The following is a 19677-nucleotide window of genomic DNA, read 5'->3' as shown; positions in this document are numbered from 1 at the left end:
CTTGCCCGTCATCGGCCTCCGGCTAACATGGGCGGTCCCGTCAGCCAGAAGGCGTTTGGGGGTGCCAAGGGGGTGCCATGACGATCGAGAAATGCATCAACGTGTTTGGTGTCGATGACGTCATTTTCGAGGAGGGCTCGACCGGCCGCGAGCTGTTCGTCGTCCTCGACGGCGAGGTCGAGATCGCCAAGGTGAACGGCGCGAGCAGGACCACCATCGTCAAGCTCGGCAAGGGCGAGTTCTTCGGCGAGATGGCCGTGATCGACGGCTCGGCACGCTCGGCGACCGCGATCGCGGCGGCGCCGAACACCAGGGTGATGCGGATCAATCACGCCCGCTTCGTCTATCTCGTCAGCCAGCAGCCGGCGTTCGCGCTGATGGTGATGGATGCGCTCTCAAAACGCCTGCGCGCCTCCAACGCGGTCACCTATCGGGCGGCGCAATCATGAGCGACCGCAAGCCGACCGCCTTTCCGGTCCTGATGAAGAACGACACCTGCTCGCTGATCCAGGCCGCCGACGACGTCTACCAGATCCGCTTCGCCAACCGCGCCGCCAATGCCTATCTCGTGCGCGGCTCGGCGCGCACCATCTTGATCGATGTCGGCCTGTCCTCGAACTACCCGGCGATGGTGGAGTGCCTGAATTTCGCCGAGTGCCCGCCGGAGACAATCGACATGGTGGTGCTGAGCCACGAGCATCTCGACCATATCGGCGCCGCCTGGCACTTCAACGAGCGCCGCACCTTCATCGCCGCGCACCGGCTCGCCGCCAACAAGATCATGCTGCGCGACGACTTCTCGATGCTGCGCAAGATGTTCAACGAGCCGAACGTGCCGATCAATGTCGACATCTGGCTCGAGGAAGGCAATCTCATCGACCTCGGCAATTTCCGTCTCAACGTGATGCATACGCCGGGCCACACCTCGGCCTGCATCACGCTGTACGACCAGGACAAGGGCCTGTTGTTCGCCGCCGACACATTGATGCCGGGTGGGGTGATGGGCGTATTCGGCTCCGGCAGCATTGCCGACTACATCCAGTCGCTGGAACGGCTGAAGGGGCTGGACTCGAAGATCCTGCTGTCGGGACATGGGCGGCTGTCCGACACCCCGCAGGAGGACGTCCGCATTGCGATCGCACGCTCGCATGGCCTCTTGGAAGACACCGCGCAATTGTTCGACGCGCTTGACGCGCGCTCCAACTTCGAGCCGATCATGCAGTCGGTGCGGGACCTGAACAAGCTGGATGATTGAGGCTTGCGAGCGCCTCTGTCAAACCCGTCATTGCGAGCGCAGCGAAGCAATCCAGAATGTCTCCGCGGTGGCAGTCTGGATTGCTTCGTCGCAGGGACTCCTCGCAATGACGGGGGGTGGACTATCGCCCCGGCTACATCACCACCGGCGCATCCGGCAGTTCGTTCGGATGCGGGCCGCCCGGCGGAAAGTGCTTGGCCAGCTCCCGCGACACCGCGGCGATGCCGCCGATCACGCCGCGCTCGAACTGGCCCGCGGCGAACTCGGCCTCCATCGCGCGGCAGATGCTCTCCCAGCCCTCGGCACCCACCTTCGCATCAATGCCGCGGTCGGCGATGATCTCCACATCGCGGTCGGCGAGCAGCAGATAGATCAGGACGCCGTTGTTGTGCGCGGTGTCCCAGATCCGCAAATGCGAGAACACGTCGAGCGCACGCGCGCGCGCCGGCTGGTTGCGGAACAGCGGTCGGCCGTCGAGTGCGCCTTCGACCACGAAGCGGACCTGGCCGGAATGGGTTGTCTCGCTGCTCTTGATCGCCTGCTCGATGCGGTCGAGCACGGCTTGCGGAAATATCTGCTTCGCCCGCCAATGGTGCTGGAGCAGATGCCTGGTGATACGCCTGATGCTCATGACCTACCAGCTCCCCGAGGCGCCGCCGCCGCCAAAGCTGCCACCGCCTCCGCTGAAGCTGCCGCTGTCGCTGGACGACGATCCGCTGCTCCAGCCGCCTCCCGAGCTGCCGCTCGACCAGGAGCCGCCGCGCGACGACCTCGTGCTTGGCGCCATCGCCGAGAACAGGTCGGCAATGAACCCAATGATGAAGCCGACGACACCGAGGACCATGGCGAGTGCGAAAGAGCCGAGAATGAACCAGGCGAGCGCGGCGATGATGCCGCCGGTCACCAATGATCCGGCCAGCCGCCCCAGCATGGCGCGAAAGAACCCGCCCACCCCGATCGAGGCGAACAGCGTCACGATGAAGAGCGGTCCGAGGTCGTCCAGATTGCCAAAATTCACGCTCGGTGAAGGAACCGGCAGTGGCTCGCCGTCGATGACGCGGATCATGCGATCGACGCCGTCCGAGATACCGCCGCCAAAATCACCCGTCCTGAATTTCGGTGTGATGATCTCGTCGATGATCCGCCGCGAGGTGACGTCGGTGAGCGCGCCTTCGAGGCCGTAGCCGACCTCGATGCGCAAATGCCGGTCGTTCTTGGCGACGACCAGGATCGCGCCGTCGTCGACCTTCTTGCGGCCGATCTTCCAGGCGTCCGCGACGCGGATCGAGTATTGCTCGATCGTCTCCGGCTGCGTCGTCGGCACGATCAGGACGGCAACCTGGCTGCCCTTGCGCGTCTCGAAATCGCGCAGCTTCTGCGTGAGCGTGGCGACGTCGCTGCTGGAGAGCGTGCCGGTCTGGTCGACCACGCGGCCGGTGAGCTGGGGCACGGCGACGTCGGCAAAGGCGGGGACGGCAAAGGTGAGGACCAGCGCGACGGCGAGGGCAATCCGAGAGAGCATGACCGAACGAGCCCGCCACACCCTCGCGGACATCGCCCGGCTCGACCGGGCGATCCAGTATTCCAGAGACGCCGGTGGGATACGGAGGAGCCGCGGCGTACTGGATTCCCCGCCTTCGCGGGGAATGACAGTGGTGGGTGGGGCGCGCATCTGTGCCGAACGCGGCTACTTCGACGGCGCAGGCGCGGCGTTGAAATCCACCTTCGGCGCGGTCGATATCTCCTTCTCGTTCTCGACCGAGAAATTCGGCTTTTCCTTGTAGCCGAACGCCATGGCGGTGAAGTTGCTCGGGAACGAGCGGATGGTGACGTTATAGTCCTGCACCGCCTTGATGTAGCGGTTGCGGGCAACCGTGATGCGGTTCTCGGTGCCTTCGAGCTGCGACATCAAATCCTTGAACAGCGCATCCGATTTGAGCTGCGGATAGTTCTCGGTGACCACGAGGAGCCGAGACAGCGCGCTGGAGAGCTCGCCCTGGGCGGCCTGGAATTTCTGGAAGGCGGCGGGATCGTTCAGCACTTCCGGCGTTGCCTGGATGCTGCCGACCTTGGCGCGGGCATTGGTGACGCCGAGCAGCACGTCCTTCTCTTGCTGCGCAAAGCCCTTCACCGAGTTGACGAGGTTGGGCACGAGATCGGCGCGGCGCTGATACTGGTTCACGACCTCGGACCAGTTGGCCTTGATCTGCTCGTCCTCGGTCTGGATCGCGTTGTAGCCGCAATTGGTGAGGCTGAGCGAGGCCAGCGCCGCCAGCACGGTGAGGATCTTGCGCATCAAATTTCTCCCGGTGGAATCTGGTGCAAACTACCAGATTGCATGCGCGAGACGCCAGACGTCTTGGCGACGACACTAAAGGCAGCCGACAGACGCAAGCCTCTTGCCTATCCCCGGCTGGCATAGTCAACTCCGGCAAAACAACAATGGAAACGCCAGGGGGAACGCGATGTCCTCGTTCGAGACCATCCTCGTGGAGCGGCCGGAGCCGGCGATCACCCGGATCGTGATGAACCGGCCAGATGCGCGCAACGCGCAGAACCTGCAAATGACCTACGACCTCAACGCCGCCTTCGACGCGGCGGTGCAGGACGATACGGTCAAGGTCATCATCCTCGCCGGCAACGGGCCGCACTTCTCTTCAGGCCATGACCTGCGCCCCGGGGCTAAGAATGCCGCAGGCGTCGATTTTCCGCCGGTAGGAAATTGGGGCGGCTTTGCCGAACCCAATGCACACGGCCACTTCGCACGCGAGCAGGAAATATATCTCCAGATCACGCGGCGTTGGCGCAATCTGGCAAAACCGACCATTGCCGAGGTGCATGGCAAGTGCATCGCGGGCGGATTGATGCTGGCCTGGGCCTGCGACCTCATCGTCGCCAGCGACGATGCGCAGTTCTGCGACCCCGTTGTCACCATGGGCGTCTGCGGTGTCGAGTGGTTCGTGCATCCCTGGGAGCTCGGCCCGCGCAAGGCCAAGGAGTTTCTGTTCACCGCCGACAGCTGGAGCGCGCAAGAGGCGCATCAGCTCGGCATGGTCAACCAGGTCGTGCCGCGTGCGGAGCTGTCGGCACGCGTGCTGGAGCTGGCGCGCCGGATCGCAGCAAAGCCGTCCTTTGCATTGAAGCTGACCAAGGAGGCGGTGAACCGCTCGGTCGACGTGATGGGCCAGCCTGCCGCGATCGACCAGGCCTTTGCGCTGCATCAGCTCTGCCACGCCCATAACCTTCAGGAGTTCAGCATGATCGTCGATCCGTCCGGCCTGCATCCCTCCGTGCGCAAGCCGCCGGCGGCCGCGGAGTAGCGACATGGACCTCAATCTCAGTGACGAGCAACGGCTGCTGCGCGAGAGCGCGGAGCGCTTCGTGGCCGAAAGCTACGATGCCGATCACCGCCGCAAGATGGCGAGCGATCCGCTTGGCTTCAGCCCCGATGTCTGGAAGCAGTTCGCCGAGCTCGGCTGGTTGGCGCTGCCGATCCCTGAGGAGTTTGGCGGGCTCGGCGGCGGCCCGGTCGAGATCGGGATTCTGATGGAAGCGTTTGGCCGCGGGCTGGTGTCCGAGCCGTACATCGCGACCGTGGTGCTTGGAGCGGCCCTGATCGAGAAGTGCGGCACCACCGGGCAGAAGGAGGCGCGGCTGCCGAAGGTTGCGGACGGATCGCTAAAACTCGCCTTTGCGCATTCCGAGCGCGCGGCGCGGTTCGATCTCGCCAAGGTCGCGACCGTCGCTCACAAGACAGCGGAGGGTTGGCGCCTCTCCGGCAGCAAGATCGGCGTGCTCGACGGCCACGCTGCCGATGAGATCATCGTCTCCGCGCATATCCACGATCATCGGGGACCGTCGGGGCGCATCGGCCTGTTCCTGGTACCGGCGAAAACGCCGAGCGTTGCCATGAGTGACTATCAACGTCTCGGCGGCGGACGGGCCTGCAACATCGAGCTATCAGGCGTAGAGCTGCCGCAGGATGCTCTCCTCGGTGACGATAGCGACACACTGCCCGCGATCGAATGGGCGGTCGACCGCGCCATGGCTGCGCTTGGCGCAGAAGCCGTCGGCATCATGCAGACGCTGCTCGACACCACGCTGGACTACACCAAAATTCGAAAACAGTTCGGCCGGCCGCTGTCCGCCAATCAGGTGATCCGTCATCGCCTCGCCGACATGGCGATGCAGGTGGACGAGGCGCGCTCGATGGCGCTGCGGGCGGCGTTGAAGGTGGATGCTGAGCCGCTCGAGCGTGCTCGGGCGGCATCAGGCGCGAAAGCAAAAATCGGCAAATGCGCGCGCTTCGTCGGCGAGCAGTCGATCCAGCTCCATGGCGGCATGGGCGTCACCGAGGAGCTCGAGGTCGGCGCCTATTTCAAGCGGCTGGTCGCCTTCGACACGCTGTTCGGCGGCAGCGCCCACCACTATGCCCGCCACGCCCAGCTCGGCCGTACGGCCTGACCCCAGGAGCGCATCATGGACCTCACGTTCAATGCCGAGGAGCGCGCCTTCCAGGACGAGGTGCGCGGCTTCATCGCCAAAAACCTCACCGACGAGGTGAAGCGCGCGACCGCGCTAACGCCGTCGGTATTCTCCGACCCCGATATCGGCATGGCCTGGCAGCGCGCGCTGCACAGCCGCGGCTGGGGCGCGCCGGGCTGGCCGGTCGAATATGGCGGTCCGGACTGGACGCCGGCGCAGCGCTGGATCTTTGAGACCGAGTCCGCACGCGCGGGCGTGCCGAATGTCAACGTGATGGGCGTGAAGATGGTCGGGCCCGTCATCATCGGCTTCGGCTCGCCCGAGCAGAAGAATTTTTACCTGCCGCGGATTCTCTCCGGCGAGGACTATTGGTGCCAGGGCTATTCAGAGCCGGGCTCCGGCTCCGACCTGTCCTCGCTGAAGACGCGCGCGGTGCGCGACGGCGACGACTACGTCATCAACGGCACCAAGATCTGGACCACGCACGCCCACCATGCCAACCGCATGTTCGCGCTGGTGCGCACCAGCGACGGGCCGCGGCAGCAGGACGGCATCAGCTTCATCCTGATCGACATGAAGACGCCGGGCATCACCACGCGGCCGATCCTCACCATCGGCGGCGACCACGAGGTCAACCAGGTGTTTTTCGACGACGTGCGCGTGCCCGTGACCAACCGTGTCGGCGAGGAAGGCAAGGGCTGGACCTACGGCAAGTATCTGCTCGAGTTCGAGCGCGGCTCCGGCATCGCGTCAGCGAAGCTGCGCGAAGGGTTGAAGGCCATCGCGGAGCTCGCGGAGTCCGACCTGACCGGGCGCGCGATCGACAGTCCCGATATCGCTTCGCGCATCTCCGAGGTCGAGGTTGACATCGACGCGCTCGAGATGACCGAGCTGCGCGTGCTCTCGGCGCTCCAGACCGGGCAGAATCCCGGCGCGGTGTCGTCGATCCTGAAGCTGCGCAACAGCGAGATCCGCCAGGCCGTGACGCGCCTCGGCGCCGACGTGATCGGCCACGACGCCCTCGCCGTCGAGCCGATGCGCCCGCTCTACAGGCTGAACCACGAGCCGGCAACGCCTGAGGACATGCTGACGGTGGTGCCGGAATATCTCAACGGCCGGGCCTACACGATCTTCGGCGGCACGTCGGAGATCCAGCGCGATATTATTGCGAAGATGATGCTGGGGATTTGAGCGTTGTAGCCCCCACTGGCGCGACACCCTCCGCTGTCGTCCCGGACAAGCGTAAGCGCAGATCCGGGACCCATAACCACAGGCAGATGTGGTTACGGGGACTCGGAGTTGCCAGCTTCGCGCCAAACTACTCCCTGTGGTTATGGGTCCCGGATCGGCGCGCGCTGTGGCGCGCTTGTCCGGGACGACGGTTGAGAATGCGGCTACAGCTTGCGCGCAATAACTCTACGCTTTGGCCACCACCTTCGCGTCCCGGATCGCCTGCCAGATCTTCTGCGGCGTCAGCGGCGTGTTCAGCTGGGTGATGCCGAGCTCGGCGAGCGCGTCCATCACGCCGTTGGTGACGCAAGGCGGGCCGCCGATGGCGCCGGATTCGCCGCAGCCTTTTGCGCCGAGCGGATTGGTGCGGCAGGGTGCGGAATCATCCAGCGTCACCACGATCGGCGGCACGTCGTCGGCGCGCGGGATGCAATAGTCCTGGTAGCTCGCGGTGAGGAGCTGGCCGTCGGCATCGTAGGAGACGCCTTCATACAGCGCCTGGCCGATGCCTTGCGCGACGCCGCCATGGATCTGGCCGGTGACCAGCATCGGATTCACGGCGATGCCGACGTCGTCGACGGTGGTGTAGCGCACGACCTTGGAGACGCCGGTCTCCGGATCAATCTCGACCTCGCAGATATGCGTGCCGTTCGGCCAGCTCGGACCGTCCACCTCGCCTTCCGAATCCACGCTGAGTTTGGCGCCGCTTTCCTTTTCGGCAAGATCGAACAGGCTGATGCAGCGGTCGGTGCCGACCACGGTGAGCACGCCGCCCTGATACTCGATGTCCTCGACCGAGGTCTCCAGTACGTTCGCCGCCTTCTCGCGCGCCTTCTGGATCAGATCGTTGGAGGACACCGCCACGGCCGTGCCGCCGACGAACAGCGAGCGCGAGCCGACGCTGCCAAAGCCCATGGCAAGATCAGTGTCGCCCTGGACGACGTCGATCTTGTCCATGGAGATGCCAAGCGTGTCGGAGATCATCTGGGTGTAGGTGGTCTGCAAGCCCTGCCCCATCGCCATGGTGCCGGAATGCAGCACGACGCGGCCCTGCGAGGTCGCGTGCAGGCTGACCTTCTCGGTGTGGGCGCGGCCGCCGGTCCATTCGATGTAGGAGGTGAGGCCGCGGCCGTAGAGCAGGCCCTTCTTCTTCGCGGCCTTCTTGCGCGCGGCAAAGCCGTCCCAGTCAGCAAGCTTTACGGCACGGTCGAGCATGTGCGCGAAGGCACCGGAATCGTAAACCTGGCCGGCGGCGTTGGTGTAGGGCAGCTGCGCCGGCTTGATGTAGTTGGCTTTGCGGATCGCGCGCGGATCCATGCCGATCTTGCGGGCTGCGGCGTCAAAGAGGCGCTCGACGATGAAGACCGCCTCGGGGCGGCCTGCGCCGCGATAGGCACCGACTGGTGCGGTGTGGGTCATCACCGACTGCACCTCGAAATGCACCAGCGGCAGATCGTAGACGCCGGTCTGCACGAACGGCCCGAGCACCAGCGGAATGATGTTCGCAGCGCCCGACGAGTACGCTCCGGTGCAGCCGATCGACTTGACGCGATAGGCCAGCACCTTGCCCTTCTCGTCGAGCGCGAAGGACGCCGTCGAGGTGAGATCGCGGCCGTGGGTGCCGCCGACGAACTCGTCGGTGCGGTCGCCGCGCCAGCGGATCTTCTTGTTCAGCTTGGTCGCGGCATAGGCGACGATGCCGTCCTCGGGATAGAGGTTGGTCTTCTGGCCAAAGCCGCCGCCGATGTCGCCGACCAGCACGCGCACGCTGTCCTTCGGGCGCTTCAGCACGGCTTCCGCCAGCACGTCGCGGGTCGAGGCCGGCGTCTGCGACTGCACGTGCAGGAGGAGACGGCCGGACTTCTTGTCGATCTCGGCAATGGTCGAGCGCGGCTCCATCGCGGAGGGCACAAGGCGCTGGCTGACGAGGTCGAGCTCGACGGTATGCGCGGCCTTCGCGAAACGCCTCGTCCACCTTGGCAGCGTCACCATAGCTCATTGCGCCGACGATGTTGTCGGGCGCCTCCGGCCACACCGCGGGCGCGCCGGGTTTTACGGCCTCGACCGGATCGACCACCGCAGGCTGCACGTCGTATTCGATCGCGATCGCTTCGGCCGCGCTCTGCGCCTCAGCACGAGAGGAAGCCACGACTGCCGCCACCGCTTCGCCGGCGTAACGAACGATCTCATGGGCGAGCAGGCGGCGCGGCGGCACCGTCATCGGCTTGCCGTCGGGGCGTTTGAAGATGCTCAAGGTGGGGATGGCGCCGATATCGTCCTTGATCAGATCTGCGCCGGTGTAGATCGCGGTGACGCCGGGCATCGCGGCCGCGGCGCTGGTGTCGATCGAGACGATCTTCGCATGCGCATGCGGCGAGCGCAGCACATGCAACCACAACGCGCCGTCTTCCGGCTTGTCGTCGATGAATTGCCCCTTCCCGGTGAGCAGCCGCTGGTCTTCCAAACGCTTGACGGGCTGGCCCGCTCCGAAACGCAAATTGCCGGGAAGAATGTTCATTCCGTGGGGTCCTCTAAGCCTCAAAGTGCGGGCGCCTTTTAGCGGATCGAGGCATGCGAGGCCAGCCGCGGTTTTGGACGGAATATCCGCGATTTCGGCATGCCGTCCCGTAAATCTGCGATTCCGTAGGGTGGGCAAAGGCGCGCTTGCGCCGTGCCCACCATCGCTCGACGGACGCGAAGATCGTGGGCACGCTACGCTTTGCCCACCCTACGGCACTGATCGTGTCGGGAATGACGGCTCGCTAATCGAGCTCCCTCAAAGCCGCTTCCACGACCTTGCGCGCATCCGCCGTGAGCGGGGCCTGCGGCGGGACGGGATCGCCGACGTCGTAGCCCTGGATCGCAAGCCCGGCCTTGATGCAGGCGGCGAGGTTGAAGCGGGCGAAGGCTTCGTTGATGCGCCACAGCCTGCGCTGGAGCGCCATGGCCTCGTCCCAGCGGCCGGCCTTGCAGAGGTCGTAGAGCGCAACGCTCTGGCGCGGGATGATGCAGGCCGGGCCCGCCATCCAGCCGAGCCCGCCGATCAGCATCACCGCGGCGGGGATATGCGCGGAGGCCGAGAACACGCGCAAGCCATCGCCGCAGCGGTTCATGATCGAGAGCAGCCGGCCGGTATTGGTCGAGGCGTCCTTGATGTAGCCGATGCGCGGATGCTCGGCGAGGCGCGCGATCACGTCGAGCGTCAGATCGGAACGCTGGAATTGCGGATTGGTGTAGATGACGACGGGAATGTCCACGGCGTCCGCGATGGCGCGGAAATAGGATTCGACCTGGGCATCGGCGAGCGGGAAGTACGCCTCCAGGATCGCCAGGATGCCGCTAGCACCACACTTCTGGTACGCCCTCGCCTGCGCCACCGCATCCGCCGTCGAGGTGGAGGCGACGCCGGCCACGACCGGCACGCGGCCCTTCGCGGCTTCGATCGTGGTCTGCACGACCGCCATCTGCTGCGCGGAATTGAGATAGGCGAACTCGCCGGTCGATCCCAGCGGGGTCAGCCCGTGCACGCCGGCGCCGACCAGATCGTCGCAGAGCTTTGCGAGCACCTGCGTGCGGATCGCGCCATCCGCATCGACGGGCGAGACAAGATAGGGGAAGACGCCGTGGAAATCGGTCATGTCAGGTGGGCCCCCGGAAAGCTGGCCACGAAAGCTGGCTAGCGCCTGACCGGTCTTACCAATGCCCGCGCCGGCGATCAAACCTTGATCAGCCGCACCCGCGTGCCCCAGGGATCGATCGCCTCCACGCCATCCGCAAGCGCCGTGACCTTCGCACCGCCCTTGCGCAGGCGCTCCTCCTGCGCGGCGAGCAGCTCCTGCTTCGCCATCACCAGCGAGAACCAGGCAAGGCCCGTCGCAGTTTCGTCGCGCTGACCGGCGCCCTGGCTCTGCCAGACGTTCATGCCGAGATGATGGTGATAGCGGCCCGACGACAGGAACGCAGCGCCGTTACGGCTGCGGGTCGGGTCGAGGCCGATTGTGCCATGGTAAAAGTTCTGCGCCTGCGCGAGATCGCCGACCCGCAGATGCATGTGGCCGATGCGCAGTCCGTCCGGCGCCTTGGCATAATCGGGCACGCGCGTATTGGTCAGCGACAACAGGTCGGGGATGTTGAGCTCGTCGGTCGCCATCTTCACGCTGCCCTCGCTCCACTGCCATTGCGAGGGATCGCGGTCGGCATAGACCTCGATGCCGTTGCCTTCGGGGTCATCGAGATAGACGGATTCGCTGACGAGATGATCGGCAAAGCCTGACAGCTTCACGCGGTGCGAGGCCGCGTGTACCAGCCAGCGTGCGAGATCCTTGCGCGTCGGCATCAGGAAGGCTGTGTGGTAGAGGCCGGCGGCGCTGCGGGACTCAATCGCGGCCTCGGGACGGGCCTCCAGCACCAGCAGCGGGATGCCGGCCGTGCCGAGCTTTGCACCCGTCGCGGAGCGCTCCATCACGGTGAGCCCGATCACGTCGCGGTAATAATCCGCGACCGTGTCCAGGTTCTTCACCCGCAGCGTCACCATGCCGACCCGCATCGGCGTACGGCTGGCATAGGTCGGTCCGCCGCCCTGCGGCGTGCCTTCGGCACGGGCGGCCGCCGCGGCGGCCATCGCGAGCGAGCCGGCGCCGGCGAGTTGAAGCAGGGTGCGGCGGGTGAGATCGATGGTCATCAGTCAGGGCTCGCGGAAAAGGCTCGAGGCCGGGCGGTGCAATTTGGCGATTGCTACACGTTCCCGTGAGCGCCTCCCAATCACATATTCGTCGGCCGTGGTTCTTACGGAAGCCAGGTCCTGACGCGAAGTCCTGACGCGAAGTCCTGACGCGAAGTCCTGACGCGAAGTCCTGGCCACCCGGCCAGTTTCGCAAATGCCGGCGACATCCCAGATTGTGGGCAGCTTACAGGAGCCCGCTATGACCGACCCCACTCCTCTGTCTTCACTCTCGTCCGCGCTCGCGGACGTCGTGACGCGCACCGCGCCGTCCATCGTCTCCGTGCATTCGCATCGCTCCCGCTCGACCGGCTTCGTCTGGAAGCCTGGCCTGATCGTCACCGCCGACGAGGCGCTGGCCGACGAGGGCGAGGTCCAGATCGGCCTGCCCGACGGCAGCGCTGTCGCCGCCACGATCGCCGGTCGCGACCACACCACCGATATTGCGCTGCTGCGCGCCAATACCAATATCGCGCCGGTGAAACGGGCCGCGACGGTGCCCGCCCTCGGCTCGCTCTCGGTCGTCGTCACCACCGATCGCGACGCCCCGAGCGCGGCGCTTGGAATGGTATCGGCATCGGGCAAAGGCTGGCGCTCCCTACGCGGCGGCGACATCGATGCGCGGATCGAGCTCGACGTGCGCCTGCGCGATAGCCAGGAGGGCGGGCTCGCGCTCGATGCATCGGGCGAGGCCTTCGGCATGGCCGTGCTCGGGCCGCGGCGCGTGCTCGTCATTCCCACAGCGACGATCGAGCGCGTCGCGGCGCAGCTCGAGACGCGCGGCCGCATCGCCCGCGGCTATCTCGGCCTCGGGCTCCAGCCGGTGCGGCTCGACGACGGCGTCGGCGCGATGGTGATGAATGTCGACAAGGCGGGGCCGGCCGCCGCGGCCGGCATTCGCCAGGGCGACGTGATCGTCGCGGTCAACGACCAGAAACTCTCAGGCGTGCGGGCGCTGTCGCGGACATTGGGGCCGGCGAGCGTCGGCACGGTGGTCGACGTCGCGGTGCGCCGCGGCGGCGAGCCGGCCAGCTTCAAGGTCACGATCGGCGAGAGGCCGGAGGCGTGAGCGCGGACACGACGCCGGAGATCGTTCTGTCCCTCGAGATCGACGATCCCGCCCTTGCCGATCGCCTCGCAACGCTGCTCGGCAGCGTCGCGGGGCTTCGTCTTGCCGCCCCGGGCGAGCAGGCTGCTGCGACGGTCATCGCGCGCGATCCGCGCCGCATGCCCGAGGATATCGCGCTGACGCAGCGCGAGCTCGACGTGCTGGCGCTGATGGCTGAGGGCGCCTCCAACAAGATGATCGCGCGGCAGCTCAACATCTCCGTGCACACGGTGAAATTCCATGTCGGCTCGCTGCTCGACAAGCTCGATGCCACCGGCCGCACCGATGCGGTCGCGCATGCCGCACGCCGCGGCGTGATCGAGCTATGACGTGGGGAAGCTGAGCCGGACCGTGAGACCCGGCGCGTTGTCGTGCAGGGTTATCTCGGCGCCGTGGAGGCGCGCGACGGCTGCGACGAGGCTGAGGCCCAGGCCGTTGCCCGGCGTGTAGCGGCTCTGTTCGAGCCGGGTGAAACGCTTGAAGACGTGATCGCGCTGCTCGGCGGGAATGCCCGGACCGTCATCCGCGATCGCGATGTCAGCGCCGCCCTCGGCGCTGCGGCAGGTCACCGTGACCTGCCCGCCTGCGCGGCCGTGCTTGATCGCATTGTCGACGAGATTGGCGATGGCATCGAACAGCAGGTCGCGGTCGCCCGTCACGGAGACCTCGCGGTCGCCACTGATGCTGAGACGGGTCGCGACCTCTTCGGCGGCGGCGTCGTAGAGCTCGACCACCTCGCTGGCAACCTCGACGAGATTGAGCCTCCGGAAAGCGCCCTTGCGGGCGCGGGTCTCGATCTCCGAGATCCGGGTGATGGAGGCGAACATGCCGAGCACGGCATCGAGATCGGCGATGGTGTCGCCGATCAGCGCGGCGTCGGCCTCGCTGTTGCGCGGGGTGTGGTAGGCCTTTTCCAGCCGCCCGCGCATCCGTGTCAGCGGCGTGCGCAGATCATGGGCGACATTGTCGCTGACCTGCTTGACCTCGCCCATCAGGGTCTCAATGCGGTCGAGCATCTGGTTGAGGTTTTCGGCGACGCGGTCCCATTCGTCGTGGCTGCCGCGCAAGGGAATGCGCCGGTCGAGGCCCGACAGCATGATCGCGCGGCTGGTGGCATTGATCTCCTCGATCCGGCCGACCGTGCGCCGCGTCACCAGCACTGCCGCAAGGCCAGCCAGCATGGCCAGCAGCAAGGCGACCGCGAACATCGCGAGCCCGATCATCGCGGTGAAGTCGCCGTGATCGCCGGCATTGCCGACCCGGCTCCGCACATAGGCAAGCGTGCCGAAATAGACATAGGCCATGATCGCCGCGACGATCAGCCCGAACACCGCGATCGCGATCAGCGCCAGGCGAAAGGTCGAGGAGCGGAGCGTCTTAGCCAGGAGCACGGAGGCAATATCCGATGCCGCGGATGGTGTGGATCAGCGGATAGGCCTGGGCATCGTCGACCTTGCGGCGGACGCGCCCGACATAGACGTCGATGATGTTGGTGGAAGGATCGAAATGCAGATCCCAGACATGCTGGAGCAGCATCGCACGGGAAACGACGCGCCCCTCGTTGCGCACGAGATATTCGAGCAGCTGGAATTCGCGCGGCAGCAGCGGAATCTTGCGGCCGCGGCGGCTGGCATTGCGCGCGATCAGGTCGACGGCGAGATCGCCGACGCGCAGGATGGTTTCCTTGGCGATGGTCTCGCTGCGACGGCCCAATGCCTCAAGACGAGCAAGAAGCTCGACGAAGGAGAACGGCTTGACGAGATAGTCGTCGCCGCCGGCGCGCAAGCCGCGCACGCGGTCATCGACCTCGCCGAGCGCCGAGATGATCAGGAAGGGCGCGGCGATGCCGTCATCGCGCAACTGCCGCATCACGGTGATGCCGTCGATATCGGGCAGCATCCGGTCGATCGTGATCACGGCATAGTCGCGTGCCGCGCCGTGGCTGAGGGCCTCGCGCCCGGTCGCGGCGAGATCGACCTCATAGCCCGAGGTGGTCAATTCCTCGACGAGCTGGCCTGCGGTTTCCGGATCGTCCTCGACGACCAGGATGCGGCGGTGACCTCCGGTCATGCGAAACTCCGCGCGACGATCGCCACCAGACTATCCCGTTCCGGGGCTGAGCGGAACCGCCCGGTGGCGATCGCGACAATGGTGCGGTACGGCGATGCGTCTACCAATAGTCTCCGCACACATTGACCCATTGCCAGCCATAGGGCGTCAAGCTCCTGCGCCAGCAGCCATCGTCGTAATAGTTGTAATAATCGGCGTAGAAGGGCCCGCCGATGAAAGCGAAACGACGGAAGTGATTATGCCGGAAGAAGGCGTGGCGGCCGATGAAGGTCCTGCCGTGCCAGCCGGCGCCGGCAAAGCGCGGTCCGATCGCCGCATGCGCGAAGCGTGGTCCGCCGAAGGCAGGTCGAGCAAAGCCTGGCCCGCCGACACGGGCGAAGCTGGCGCCGCCCATCCCGCCGACACGCATGCCGCCGAAACCTGCGCCACGCATGCCGCCGCCGAAACCTCCGCCATGCATGCCGCCGCCGCCGAAATGCCCGCCGCCGCCGAAGCCGCCATGGCCCCCGCCACCAAAGCCGCCACCGCCAAAGCCGCCGCCGTGTCCGCCGCCACCGCCACCACCGCCGCCACGCGCGAGCACTGGTGAAGCAACCGCCATCATCGCTGCGAGCGTCGCCGCGGTGAAGCTTTTGAGAAGCCTGTTGTTCATCGAAGCATCCTCCTTCACTGCGGCGGTCACCGCGCCGCACGAGGATGATCAGATGAGGGGAAGGAACGGGCAGCTTCAACTTACAAACGCGCCAGATTCTGACGCGGGTGTTAGGGAGGCCCAGCTCGTGCACTCCCTCTCCCCGTTCTTGCGGGGGCGCGACGAGCTTGGCTCGCGCTGAGAGGGTGGGGCTGTGTCCACGAATTCGATTTAAATTGAGGGCGCACAGGAGCCGGATGGACCATTGATCTGGTCGAGAGTTTGCACTGCCCCTCACCCGGAATCCGCGCTGCGCGCGAATTCCGACCTCTCCCCGCAAAGGGCGGGGAGAGGTTAAAGAAATCAAGCCCGCTTGCCGTTGCTCTTCTCGGCGGCGCGGCGCATGGCTTCGGCGAGGGCGCCGCCGCCGGACGATTCCTGCTTGCGCGGCGCCGACGAGGTCATGCGGCTCGTGTTGCGCGAGTTGTCGCGCTGCATGCCCGGCGCGTCCTTCTTGGCGCCGACCTCGTCGTCGAGGCGCAGGGTGAGCGAGATGCGCTTGCGGGCCACCTCGAAGTCCAGCACCTTCACCTTGACGATGTCGCCGGGCTTCACCACCTCGCGCGGATCCTTGATGTAGTTCCTGGACATCGCCGAGATATGCACGAGGCCGTCCTGGTGCACGCCGATGTCGACGAAGGCGCCGAAGGCGGCGACGTTGGTCACGGTGCCCTCGAGGATCATGCCCTTCTGGAGGTCCTTGATTTCCTCGACGCCTTCCTTGAACACCGCGGCCTTGAACGCCGGACGCGGGTCGCGGCCGGGCTTTTCCAATTCGCGCAGAATATCGGTGACGGTCGGCAGACCGAAGGTCTCGTCGACGAAGTCCTTCGGCTTGAGCGTGCGAACGATCTCGCTTGAGCCGATCAGCGCCTTGATGTCGCTCTTGGTCGCCGCGAGAATCCGGCGCACCACCGGATAGGCTTCCGGATGCACGCCGGAGGCATCGAGCGGGTCCTCGCCGCCGAGGATGCGCAGGAAGCCGGCGCACTGCTCGAACGCCTTCGGCCCGAGCCGCGGCACGTCCTTGAGCGCCTTGCGCGACTTGAACGGACCGTTGGCGTCGCGGTGCGCCACGATGCTCTGGGCAAGACCCGTGCCGACGCCCGACACGCGGGCCAGCAGCGGCGCGGAGGCGGTGTTGACGTCGACGCCGACCGCGTTCACGCAGTCTTCGACCACGGCGTCGAGCGATTTGGCGAGCTTGGCCTGGCCGAGGTCGTGCTGATACTGGCCGACGCCGATCGCCTTGGGCTCGATTTTGACGAGCTCGGCGAGCGGATCCTGCAGGCGGCGGGCGATCGAGACCGCACCGCGCAGGGTAACGTCGAGGCCGGGCAATTCCTCCGAGGCGAAGGCGGAGGCCGAATAGACCGACGCGCCGGCTTCCGACACCACGATCTTGGACATCTTCAGCTCGGCGAGGCCCTTGACGAGATCGCCTGCGAGCTTGTCGGTCTCGCGCGAGGCGGTGCCGTTGCCGATCGCGATCAGCTCGACGCGATGCTTCATGGCGAGCCGGCCGAGTGTCGCCAGCGACTCGTTCCACTGCCGCTGCGGCTCATGCGGATAGATCACCGCGGTATCGACGACCTTGCCGGTCGCGTCGGTGACAGCGACCTTGACGCCGGTGCGGTAGCCAGGATCGAGACCCATGGTGACGCGGGTGCCGGCGGGCGCCGCGAGTAGCAGGTCGCGCAGATTGGAGGCGAACACGCGGACGGCCTCGGTCTCGGCCGCGTTCCAGAGCCGCATGCGCAAATCGATGTTGAGATGCACCTGGATCTTGGTGCGCCAGGCCCAGCGCACGGTGTCGATCAGCCAGCGGTCGCCGGCGCGCTTGAGGTCGGCGATGCCGAACCGCTTCATGATCTTCAGTTCATAGGCGCCCGGAACGCCCGCGGGCGGCGCTTCCTCGGCCTGAATCTGCAGATCGAGAATCTCTTCCTTCTCGCCGCGGAACATCGCGAGGATGCGGTGCGAGGGGAGTTTCGTCAGTGGCTCGGAGAACTCGAAATAGTCGGCGAACTTCTCGCCCTCGGATTTCTTGCCGTCGCGCACCTTGGACGCCATGCGCGCATTGGTCCACACGTCTTCGCGCAAGGCGCCAATCAGGTCGGCGTCTTCGTCGAAGCGTTCGACCAGGATGGCGCGCGCGCCGTCGAGCGCAGCGGCGGCATCGGCAACGCCCTTCTCGGCGTTGATGAAGCCCTCGGCTACAACCTTCGGATCGTTACCGGGCTCGGCGATGAGCTGATTGGCGAGCGGCTCGAGGCCGGCTTCCTTGGCGACTTCCGCCTTGGTGCGGCGCTTCGGCTTGAACGGCAGATAAATGTCTTCGAGCCTCGCCTTGCTGTCGGCGGCCATGATCGACGCTTCGAGCGCGGCATCAAGCTTGCCCTGCTCGCGCACCGACTCCAGAATGGCCTTGCGGCGATCCTCGAGCTCGCGCAGGTAGACCAGGCGCTCCTCCAGGGTGCGCAATTGTGCGTCGTCGAGCGCGCCGGTCGCTTCCTTGCGGTAGCGGGCGATGAAGGGAACCGTGGCGCCGCCGTCGAGCAGCGTCACCGCCGCCTCGACCTGCTCGGCCCGAACCCCAAGCTCCTGCGCAATTTTCTGGTTGATATTTGCCACGCGAGAATTCCCTCTATCCAAGCACGCGACGCAGACCGAAATCCGGCCGCGGGACGCCGCTTATGGACCAACCAAGGTTGATTCATCAAGGTACCGCGACAGACCGTCGACAAGGGATTTTTTTGCCAGACCGATGCGATCTCGCCACAATCGTGGGATGTCGGCGGCTTCTCGCTTGCGTCACGGCAGACCAGAACAGCAGACCCGTCAGGCTCGCCGAGGAGGCGAGCACCTCAGGGTGACGGTCAGAGATGAACGCGTGCCGCTTGACATCAGCCCCGTGTTCCGCGCCTGTTTGATCTGCCGGACCACCGAACTCCACACGAGGACTATCATGCGGACAACTGCGGTCGGCGTCTTCAAGATCGCCACCAGGGGCCCCGGTGACGTCTCCGGCCTGATGGCCCTGATCGGCTCCGGCGCGATCGATCCCACATCGATCCTCGCCATTCTCGGCAAGACCGAGGGCAATGGCGGCGTCAACGATTTTACGCGGGAATACGCCGTCGCCGCGCTGTGCACGGCATTGGCGCCCAAGCTCGGGCTGTCGCCAGAGGCCGTCGAGCAACGCATCGCCTTCGTGATGTCCGGCGGCACCGAAGGCGTGCTCAGCCCGCATATCACGGTGTTCACGCGCCGCGAGGCCGAGCGAACGGCCAGCCTCTCCGGCAAGCGGCTCAGCATCGGCATGGCGCATACGAGAGACTTCCTGCCCGAGGAGCTTGGCCGCACCGCTCAGATCGCTGAGACGGCCACGGCCGTGAAAGCCGCCATGGACGATGCCGGCATCACCGATCCCACTGACGTTCATTTCGTCCAGATCAAATGCCCGCTGCTCACCAGCGAACGGGTCGCGGCGGCAATCGCGCGCGGCAACAAGACGGCGACGACGAGCTCCTACAGCTCGATGGCCTATTCGCGCGGCGCCTCCGCGCTCGGGGTTGCGGTCGCGCTCGGTGAGACCTCATCTGACATTCGCGATGAGGACGTGCTGCGGCGCCACGACCTGTTCTCGAACGTCGCCTCGACCTCATCAGGCATCGAGCTGATGCACAATGTCGTCATCGTGCTCGGCAACTCGGCGTCGTCAGCGAGCGAGCTCGAGATCGGGCATGCCGTGATGAGTGATGCGATCGATGCCCCTGCAGTGGTGTCGGCGCTGAACAGCGTCGGGCTTGGCACGACGCCGCAGCCGGGCCGCGAGCTCGTCAACATCTTCGCCAAGGCCGAGGCCTCGCCTGATGGCACAGTGCGCGGCTACCGGCACACCATGCTGGAAGACACCGACATCAGCTCGACGCGCCATGCTCGCGCCGCGGTCGGCGGCCTGATCGCGGGGCTTGCCGGCACCGGCGCGATCTACGTCTCCGGCGGCGCCGAGCATCAGGGGCCGGCCGGCGGCGGGCCGGTTGCGGTCATCGCGCGGCTGCCTTAATGACGCCGCGACCCCTCCGCCCGGCGCAACCCTGCCCTTCGCGCCGGCT

17 protein-coding genes and 1 pseudogene are annotated in these 19677 nt (G+C 66.1%); 8 read left to right on the top strand and 10 right to left on the bottom strand.

Features of this window, described 5'->3' with window-relative positions; all coding sequences use genetic code 11:
* Nucleotides 1-77 precede the first annotated feature (77 nt).
* On the top strand, nt 78-449 hold the full coding sequence (locus QA642_RS07685; protein WP_283084126.1) for a Crp/Fnr family transcriptional regulator: 372 nt from the start codon (nt 78-80) through the stop codon (nt 447-449).
* On the top strand, nt 446-1255 hold the full coding sequence (locus QA642_RS07680; protein WP_283084125.1) for an MBL fold metallo-hydrolase: 810 nt from the start codon (nt 446-448) through the stop codon (nt 1253-1255). Before QA642_RS07685 ends, QA642_RS07680 begins: the two co-directional genes overlap by 4 nt.
* 133 nt (nt 1256-1388) lie before the next feature.
* Here QA642_RS07680 and QA642_RS07675 read toward each other — a convergent pair whose 3' ends face one another.
* The 3 genes from QA642_RS07675 to QA642_RS07665 all read right to left on the bottom strand — a co-directional run bounded on the left by QA642_RS07675 (nt 1389) and on the right by QA642_RS07665 (nt 3551).
* Nucleotides 1389-1886: a TPM domain-containing protein gene (locus QA642_RS07675; RefSeq protein ID WP_283084124.1), complete on the bottom strand. Its 498-nt coding sequence runs from the start codon at nt 1884-1886 to the stop codon at nt 1389-1391.
* A gap of 3 nt (nt 1887-1889) precedes the next feature.
* Nucleotides 1890-2777: a YgcG family protein gene (locus tag QA642_RS07670; RefSeq protein ID WP_283084123.1), complete on the bottom strand. Its 888-nt coding sequence runs from the start codon at nt 2775-2777 to the stop codon at nt 1890-1892.
* Nucleotides 2778-2942: 165 nt separating this feature from the next.
* The gene (locus QA642_RS07665) at nt 2943-3551 is read right to left on the bottom strand and encodes a LemA family protein (RefSeq protein ID WP_283084122.1); all 609 of its coding nucleotides are present in this window, start codon (nt 3549-3551) and stop codon (nt 2943-2945) included.
* A gap of 169 nt (nt 3552-3720) precedes the next feature.
* Between QA642_RS07665 and QA642_RS07660 the strand changes: the two genes are divergently transcribed.
* From QA642_RS07660 to QA642_RS07650, 3 genes are read left to right on the top strand one after another with little or no spacing between them, the layout of a single operon-like run.
* Nucleotides 3721-4575, top strand: coding sequence for an enoyl-CoA hydratase (locus QA642_RS07660; protein ID WP_283084121.1), 855 nt, complete (start codon nt 3721-3723; stop codon nt 4573-4575).
* 4 nt (nt 4576-4579) lie between these two features.
* Nucleotides 4580-5719: an acyl-CoA dehydrogenase gene (locus QA642_RS07655; protein WP_283084120.1), complete on the top strand. Its 1140-nt coding sequence runs from the start codon at nt 4580-4582 to the stop codon at nt 5717-5719.
* Between the two features lie 15 nt (nt 5720-5734).
* On the top strand, nt 5735-6931 hold the full coding sequence (locus QA642_RS07650) for an acyl-CoA dehydrogenase family protein (RefSeq protein WP_283084119.1): 1197 nt from the start codon (nt 5735-5737) through the stop codon (nt 6929-6931).
* A gap of 225 nt (nt 6932-7156) precedes the next feature.
* Here QA642_RS07650 and QA642_RS07645 read toward each other — a convergent pair.
* The 3 genes and pseudogenes from QA642_RS07645 to QA642_RS07635 all read right to left on the bottom strand — a co-directional run bounded on the left by QA642_RS07645 (nt 7157) and on the right by QA642_RS07635 (nt 11651).
* Nucleotides 7157-9488, bottom strand: a pseudogene (locus QA642_RS07645) (xanthine dehydrogenase family protein molybdopterin-binding subunit).
* Between the two features lie 244 nt (nt 9489-9732).
* Nucleotides 9733-10608, bottom strand: coding sequence for a dihydrodipicolinate synthase family protein (locus QA642_RS07640; RefSeq protein ID WP_283084118.1), 876 nt, complete (start codon nt 10606-10608; stop codon nt 9733-9735).
* Nucleotides 10609-10685: 77 nt separating this feature from the next.
* Nucleotides 10686-11651 (bottom strand): VOC family protein, encoded by a 966-nt coding sequence (locus QA642_RS07635; RefSeq protein WP_283084117.1) that lies wholly within the window; start codon nt 11649-11651, stop codon nt 10686-10688.
* 241 nt (nt 11652-11892) lie between these two features.
* On the opposite strand from QA642_RS07635, the gene QA642_RS07630 reads away from it, so the two are divergent.
* Together QA642_RS07630 and QA642_RS07625 are read left to right on the top strand one after the other, a co-directional pair.
* On the top strand, nt 11893-12759 hold the full coding sequence (locus QA642_RS07630) for a S1C family serine protease (RefSeq protein WP_283084116.1): 867 nt from the start codon (nt 11893-11895) through the stop codon (nt 12757-12759).
* On the top strand, nt 12756-13127 hold the full coding sequence (locus QA642_RS07625) for a helix-turn-helix transcriptional regulator (protein WP_283084115.1): 372 nt from the start codon (nt 12756-12758) through the stop codon (nt 13125-13127). Before QA642_RS07630 ends, QA642_RS07625 begins: the two co-directional genes overlap by 4 nt.
* On the opposite strand, the gene QA642_RS07620 is transcribed toward QA642_RS07625, so the two are convergent.
* The 4 genes from QA642_RS07620 to QA642_RS07605 all read right to left on the bottom strand — a co-directional run bounded on the left by QA642_RS07620 (nt 13122) and on the right by QA642_RS07605 (nt 18193).
* Nucleotides 13122-14189, bottom strand: coding sequence for a HAMP domain-containing sensor histidine kinase (locus QA642_RS07620; RefSeq protein ID WP_283084114.1), 1068 nt, complete (start codon nt 14187-14189; stop codon nt 13122-13124). The two genes, QA642_RS07625 and QA642_RS07620, sit on opposite strands and share 6 nt — an antisense overlap.
* Nucleotides 14176-14868 carry a response regulator transcription factor gene (locus QA642_RS07615; RefSeq protein ID WP_027563808.1) on the bottom strand — a complete coding sequence of 231 codons (693 nt, stop codon included), beginning with the start codon at nt 14866-14868 and terminating at the stop codon, nt 14176-14178. The genes QA642_RS07620 and QA642_RS07615 overlap by 14 nt, the downstream gene beginning before the upstream one ends.
* Nucleotides 14869-14968: 100 nt before the next feature.
* On the bottom strand, nt 14969-15520 hold the full coding sequence (locus QA642_RS07610) for a hypothetical protein (protein ID WP_283084113.1): 552 nt from the start codon (nt 15518-15520) through the stop codon (nt 14969-14971).
* A 342-nt stretch (nt 15521-15862) separates the two neighbouring features.
* Nucleotides 15863-18193, bottom strand: a complete 2331-nt coding sequence (locus QA642_RS07605; RefSeq protein WP_283084112.1) for a Tex family protein — start codon at nt 18191-18193, stop codon at nt 15863-15865.
* Between the two features lie 334 nt (nt 18194-18527).
* Here QA642_RS07605 and QA642_RS07600 point away from each other — a divergent pair, with 334 nt between their 5' ends.
* A complete protein-coding gene (locus tag QA642_RS07600) occupies nt 18528-19628 on the top strand; it encodes a ring-opening amidohydrolase (protein ID WP_283084111.1) in 1101 nt (366 codons plus the stop codon).
* The last annotated feature ends 49 nt before the right edge of the window (nt 19629-19677 follow it).

Origin of the sequence: Bradyrhizobium sp. CB2312 (assembly GCF_029714425.1) — a bacterium.
Classification (GTDB): domain Bacteria; phylum Pseudomonadota; class Alphaproteobacteria; order Rhizobiales; family Xanthobacteraceae; genus Bradyrhizobium.
This window is presented reverse-complemented; position numbering and strand designations above follow the sequence as displayed.